Origin of the sequence: Brevibacillus sp. LEMMJ03 (assembly GCF_007197875.1) — a bacterium.
Lineage (GTDB): Bacteria > Bacillota > Bacilli > Brevibacillales > Brevibacillaceae > Brevibacillus > Brevibacillus thermoruber.
The window spans coordinates 1-5,661 of sequence record NZ_VKJN01000039.1 but is presented as its reverse complement, the minus strand read 5'-3'; the positions used below and the strand labels follow the sequence as shown (position 1 = coordinate 5,661).

Here is a 5,661-nt window from a genome sequence, read left to right as displayed (position 1 = left end):
TTCAAGCCTGCCGGCTGGACGCCGATTGCCCTCGCCCTCGAGCAGGCGCAGAAAGATTTGCAGTCGTACAAAGGGGATCAGAACACCAATATCATCTACCTGGTCAGCGACGGGATCGAGACATGCGGCGGCGATCCGGTAAAGGTGGCAAAACAACTGGCCGACTCTGACGTGACACCCATCGTAAATGTCGTAGGCTTCGGAGCGGACGGGGAAGCGCAGCGCCAGCTCAAAGAGGTAGCGGATGCCGTAGGGGGCCGCTACGTACTGATCCAGGATCAAAAGGAATTGGAGAAGGAATTTCAGCAAGCCGAAGAAATTGCCCGCAAGTGGAGGAAGTGGAAGGATGGAGCGTCTCATGAAGCATTTTCAGCCAATTTATCGCAAGCAGTAGATATCAGTGTATATGGTTCCACCTGGTATCGATTAACCGTTCGTGAAAGCTATAATTTTTTATCTGCTTTTATGGATATGAGAAGGCTGAAGATACTGAATGAACAGACGATAGAGGAACTGGAAAAAATTGATGAGCGGCATGAAAAATTGGCAATCCAAAGGGGCGACGAAATGGAAGCCTTTCTCGACGAGTTGAATGACAAGACGTACAGGGAAACCATCGATGCGATCAACAAGCAGTACAGCAAAAACGTGAAGGTAAAGTAACAAATGGACAGGAGGGCAAAGGTCGTGCGAAGTAGAGGGAGAAGGCCTTGGTTGGCTGGTATCTTCGCCTTATTGATTCTGTTGGTGAATGTATTCCCGGTGGTGGTACTGGCGCAGCCGTATGTACCAAGCCTGGGAGGGGGAACTTATCAGGCTCCCCAGCTACAAGCTCCCGATTTGCAGGCTCCCCAGCGGGAAACACCCCAATTGGAGGCGCCGCGATGGGAAGTGCCTGATTTGGAGCCGCCGCCTGGCAGTCCGCCTGTGCTGCAGACTCCGCAGGGTGATACACCTCATTTGCAACCGCCAGCAGGCAGTCTCCCTGGACTTCAAGCACCCAGTGGCACAGTACCCGCATGGGAGTCTCCAGGTGGACGTGTGCCAGCCCTCCAACCCCCTGGAGGCAGCGTACCTGGCCTGCAAGCGCCAGATGGATCTGCGCCTTCCCCAACACCGGGAGCAGGGGTCCCTGGTCTGCAGCCCCCGGGCAGCAATCCCCCCAGTCTGAACCCGAACGGCGGATCGCCTGGTTCCGAGCCTTTTGGCGAGACATTGGCATACAAGATGCTGGAGCTGTCCTTCAAGGATGTGATAGGCGGGACACTCAGCTATTCAGCAGGATTGCTGGAAGGCGGAACCGTAACGGCCGGGCAGGGCGGAGCCGGCTATGCCAGCTTTTTATTTCAGCTTGGACTAAAGGGGCTTGATATCGGCCTGCAGGATACGCCGTATGGCAATGTGACAGGGATTGCGGTTGATGGATTTGGTGCCAAAGGGGCATATGACAGTTACAAGTTTGTTACGCAACTTAATGGAAACTCCATGTTCGGTGGAGTAAATGCACAGCGCTCGTTTTCAAACGGCGTGCAAGGCGTTACAGGTGCTGCGGGTGCTGTCCGAGTGCCCGGAATCGTTACCGGCTTAAATGTTGGTGTTGCTGCCATCAGTCTTCCATTTGACATGTATAATACGTTCAGCCAATTTCGGCAGGCGTATGATTCCAGGTTGGGTGAAGACAAGCAGAATGAAAAGTTTGTGGATGGGATAGGCAGCCTGGGAAGCACCTTTATGGACGCGGGGATTATCGCCTCCGTCATTCCGGGAGGACAGACGGTAGCGGTTGTGCTTGTCGTAACCGGAGGTGTACTCTGGGCAGGAAGCCGCTTGGTAAAATGGGCCAACAAGGCCTCGGGAGGAGCGCTTAATCGAGGCATTAGCACGGTTCGCGAAGGAATTGGCAAAGCAGTCGGATGGATGAAGTCCATCTTTTCATGACGGAGGATGCAGCACATGATTGTGAGAGAGACAGCAGAAGTCCGCAAACAAATCAACAACTACAAACGCTTCCTGGAAAAGCCGGAGCTGTTTAACCATGCGGCACTGGTCAACGACCAATTCTATTACAACGTACAGTACTGGCGAATTGGCAAAAAAGAAGCGGTCGGATATCTGATCCTGCGCAGCGACGGAAGCGTGCCGCCGCGTTCGGAAGCATTACCGGTAGTAGAGCGGTTTATGGTCCATAACAACTCCGTCACAAATTTTTTGACGAGCTTCGCTATTGACAAAGAAAAACCCGTATGGATGTACGAACAAAAGCGGGATTATCTGCGCCAGTTACTCCCTTATTGTGAACCAATCATGGATGTACAAACCCGCAAGGATGCTCATGATTTGATTGAGGTTTGCGAGTACATGATTGAAGGCCAGGATAAATTGCGAGAGATGTATGACACTGGCCTGCGCTATCACAAAGAAATGGTTGCACGCAATTATGTGGTGGAGGAAGACGTCAAATTGATACGGGAAATTTTGTACGAGTCCGATTTCCTGATGTACCAGGGCGTGCGCATGCAGGTGGACGTGCAGGATGCTGTAGATCGTCTTTACGCCTGGTTTCAATCCATGGAACGCAACCTGGGAGAACAGCGGAAAACCGTAACAAAGCTGCTTCATCTTCTGGGCGATTACAAAAGAAGCGGAGTCAGAAGAACGATGGAAAAGTCGGTTCGGGATATGGAAATAAAGGGGGTAACGTACCGGAATGTCGAGGAAATGAAGCAAGCTTTTGACGAGAAAAACAAGGAGATTTTACAGGATAAGGTTTTTGCGATTCTGCGCAATCCCTAAGCGTACGGGAACAAAGGAGGTGCAGATCAATGAATCCGATGAAAGAAAGCATACGGTTTTACACGCGACATATCGAAGCGCTGCTGCTTCTGTCGGGTGTGATTCTGTTTCCGTTTCTGCTGGTCCACAATTTTACGATCAATTACGTCAATTTTCTGGCTGCCCTGACCGGCGCCCCGATTGTGTCCAGCTTTTATAACCTCTTCCTGCTGCTTCTGTTTTTGACCGTGGTGCAAATCGTGTTTGCCCAATATGTGATAAGCGAGCTGGAGGGGGAGGAACGGCCGCTTCGCCATGCGTTCCGTACCTTTTTCGAGACAGCGTTCTCCGTGTTTCTGTTCGGGATCGTCTATGTGCTGGCGGTATGTTTCGGGCTTATGCTGTTTGTCGTGCCGGGGGTGGTTCTCTTGATCCTGTTTTACCTTACGCCGTTTCTGGTCGTGCTGAAAAAGAGATCGCCCTGGAAATGCATGCGGGCTGCCTATGAACTGGGAAAACGGCATTTTGTTCCGCTCCTCGGTCTGATCCTGCTGGCAAGTGCGGTCCAGTGGCTGATCAGCCTGGCCGGGCTTGTCTCCGTCACCTACATCACGACCAGCTTTGGGGCGGTCTTCTTCACCCAACTGCTGCTGACCGTGCTTGTCTTTCCGTTTTTGGCGGTCATGTTCACGATGTACACCTACAAGTGGAGCGAAGAGAGCGTACACCGCGCCAGTGCGGATGCGGCAGCGGCGGTGGAAGGGTAACATGGGCAGCAGCCAGCAAACGGAGGTGACATTACGGATGGGTGAATCGGTCCATTGCCTGAACAATGAAAAAGGCTCTGCCACCGTGGAGTTTATCGGGATTTTGCCGTTTGTCTTTCTCATTCTGCTGATTCTCTGGCAGTTTTTAACCGGTGTCTACGCCGTCATCATTGCCCAGTCGGCAGCAAATGAGGCGGCCAAAGTATATGCCGTCACGAGAAATTTGGACGAGGCGATGAGCGCCGCGCAGCATATCGTAAGCTCCGCCGGCGGGGGCATATCCTATGACAGCGGCGATTCGCACATTTCCGATGAGGGCAGCTACTTTACGGCGAGAATCGGTGTCGATCTCGACCTGTTCTTCATTCCTGACATAATCAAGCAGAACATGGCGGAGGAAGACAAAGTCATTTCGCTTGGCCGCGAGGTTCGGGGACGGGTGGTTCATTGAATGGGACAGGTGAAAAAGCTGCTTGGCAACCAGCGGGGAAATATGACCGTTTTCGTTCTGACGATTTTTTTCTTTCTGTCTCTCGTCATGTTCACGCTGCTCTTCAACATGTCCAACATCTTTGTAGACAAGGAAGTGGCGGCCAACAGCGCGCAGCAGGCGAGCATGGCGGCTGTGCAAATCATTTACGAAGAGGCGGAAGAAGCCATACGCGAATACGACAGGTCGATTGCAGGCATGCTGAACCCGGACTTTATCATGGGGGAAGTCGATCGGGAAAAGATGCGGTTGCGCAGCGCTCATCCTGATTGGTCGGAAAGCGAGGTCCGCTACCATGCCATTGATAACGTGCTGCTTTCACACGTACCGGCAAATGGTTCGCTGTATGGTTTTCTCTATCAAGGCTTGGCCTCTGCACAAGATGAAATTCCCGAAGTAGTAGGGGAAATCTTGCAAGCCAACGGTGCGACGCGCAGCGGATCGGTCGTCACCATGTTTGACAGCGACATGCGGATCGAGGTGGAAACATCGGTCCGCTACCAGAGCGAAACTTTTGGACTGGCGTTCCTGAACACCGATACGGAACAGGTGAAGCAGACGGCGAAAAGCAGACGGATCGCTTTTGCCGAAGTGATGGGATGGGGCGGGAAACGCATCACCTTGTAAGCATGACGACACAGCAGACAAACAAGACGCCGGGGAGGCGATCACTACATGGCGTTCAAAAACAAATGGTCTCGAATGCTGGGCGGCTTGGTTCTGACCATGTCGCTTAGCGGTTGTTCATGGGGAGCAGCCGTTACAGGCTCAGCGCCGAACGCTTCCCGCTTGCCGCAAACCACGCAGGAATTGATCGCCGCACAACCGGGCCCGCTGGCCGGCACACATTTTTATCTGGCCCACTATCCTCAGCGCAGCGACATCGCGAACATACTGGATCGCCTGCCCCCCCTGGTAGACGGCTTGGATGAAGCGATGGTGCAGGCGTACGGGGAGAAGCTGCTTGCCCTGTTTGCCGAAGACTACGCAAGTCCGCAGACCGTTGTGGACCGCTGGCGTGTGGCGTCTTTCGGCAGCCCCGACATGGAAGATGCCCGGTTTCAATTCAAGGAACATTTCAACGTGGAAATCATTTTGGACGCGAGCGGGAGCATGGCCGGAAAAATCGGCGACAAGACCAAGATGCAGTTGGCCAAGGAAGCGATTCAAGCATTTGCGGAAAGCCTCCCCGAGGGGGCGAGGGTGTCCCTGCGCGTCTATGGACATAAAGGCAGCAATGCCGACGAGCACAAACAGCTCTCGTGCGGCAGCAGCGAGCTGGTCTATCCGCTGCAGCCGTTCGATGCGCAGAGGCTGGCGGAGGCGCTGCATCAGTTTGAACCGACCGGCTGGACCTCGATCGCCCGCTCCTTGCAGTTGGCACAGGTGGATCTGGCTGCGTTCGGAGCCGAGGACAACACCAATGTGATCTATCTGGTCAGTGACGGGATCGAGACGTGCGACGGCGATCCGGTCGCCGCGGCCAAAGAGCTTTCCCGGTCGCATATCATGCCTCTCCTGAACGTCATCGGGTTCGACGTCAATGCCGATGGGCAGAAACAGCTCAAGCAAATTGCCCAGGCGGCCGAAGGGTTGTACGCAAACGTGACGAATCAGGAGCAGTTCCAGGCA

At 53.7% G+C, this 5,661-nt stretch carries 7 protein-coding genes; all 7 read left to right on the top strand.

Annotation, left to right across the window (positions count from 1 at the left end):
- The coding region (locus tag FOI68_RS23675; RefSeq protein WP_483296175.1) for a vWA domain-containing protein at positions 1–663 on the top strand (663 nt) is incomplete at its 5' end.
- A gap of 552 nt (positions 664–1,215) precedes the next feature.
- Positions 1,216–1,938: a hypothetical protein gene (locus tag FOI68_RS22595; protein ID WP_143864402.1), complete on the top strand. Its 723-nt coding sequence runs from the start codon at positions 1,216–1,218 to the stop codon at positions 1,936–1,938.
- A gap of 15 nt (positions 1,939–1,953) precedes the next feature.
- Entirely contained in the window at positions 1,954–2,793 is an 840-nt protein-coding gene (locus FOI68_RS22590; RefSeq protein ID WP_143864401.1) for a hypothetical protein, read from the top strand.
- 29 nt (positions 2,794–2,822) lie between these two features.
- Entirely contained in the window at positions 2,823–3,539 is a 717-nt protein-coding gene (locus FOI68_RS22585; RefSeq protein ID WP_029100841.1) for a YciC family protein, read from the top strand.
- A gap of 37 nt (positions 3,540–3,576) precedes the next feature.
- On the top strand, positions 3,577–3,990 hold the full coding sequence (locus FOI68_RS22580) for a TadE family protein (RefSeq protein ID WP_238551021.1): 414 nt from the start codon (positions 3,577–3,579) through the stop codon (positions 3,988–3,990).
- A complete protein-coding gene (locus FOI68_RS22575) occupies positions 3,991–4,656 on the top strand; it encodes a Tad domain-containing protein (RefSeq protein WP_029100839.1) in 666 nt (221 codons plus the stop codon).
- A 48-nt stretch (positions 4,657–4,704) separates the two neighbouring features.
- The coding region (locus FOI68_RS22570; RefSeq protein ID WP_143864400.1) for a VWA domain-containing protein at positions 4,705–5,661 on the top strand (957 nt) is incomplete at its 3' end.

What these genes read in the sequence shown, in the direction of transcription:
- FOI68_RS22585 (WP_029100841.1), top strand. Translation starts at nt 2,823, where the DNA reads ATGAATCCGATGAAAGAAAGCATACGGTTTTACACGCGACATATCGAA.
- FOI68_RS22575 (WP_029100839.1), top strand. Translation starts at nt 3,991, where the DNA reads ATGGGACAGGTGAAAAAGCTGCTTGGCAACCAGCGGGGAAATATGACC.
- FOI68_RS22590 (WP_143864401.1), top strand. Translation starts at nt 1,954, where the DNA reads ATGATTGTGAGAGAGACAGCAGAAGTCCGCAAACAAATCAACAACTAC.
- FOI68_RS22580 (WP_238551021.1), top strand. Translation starts at nt 3,577, where the DNA reads ATGGGTGAATCGGTCCATTGCCTGAACAATGAAAAAGGCTCTGCCACC.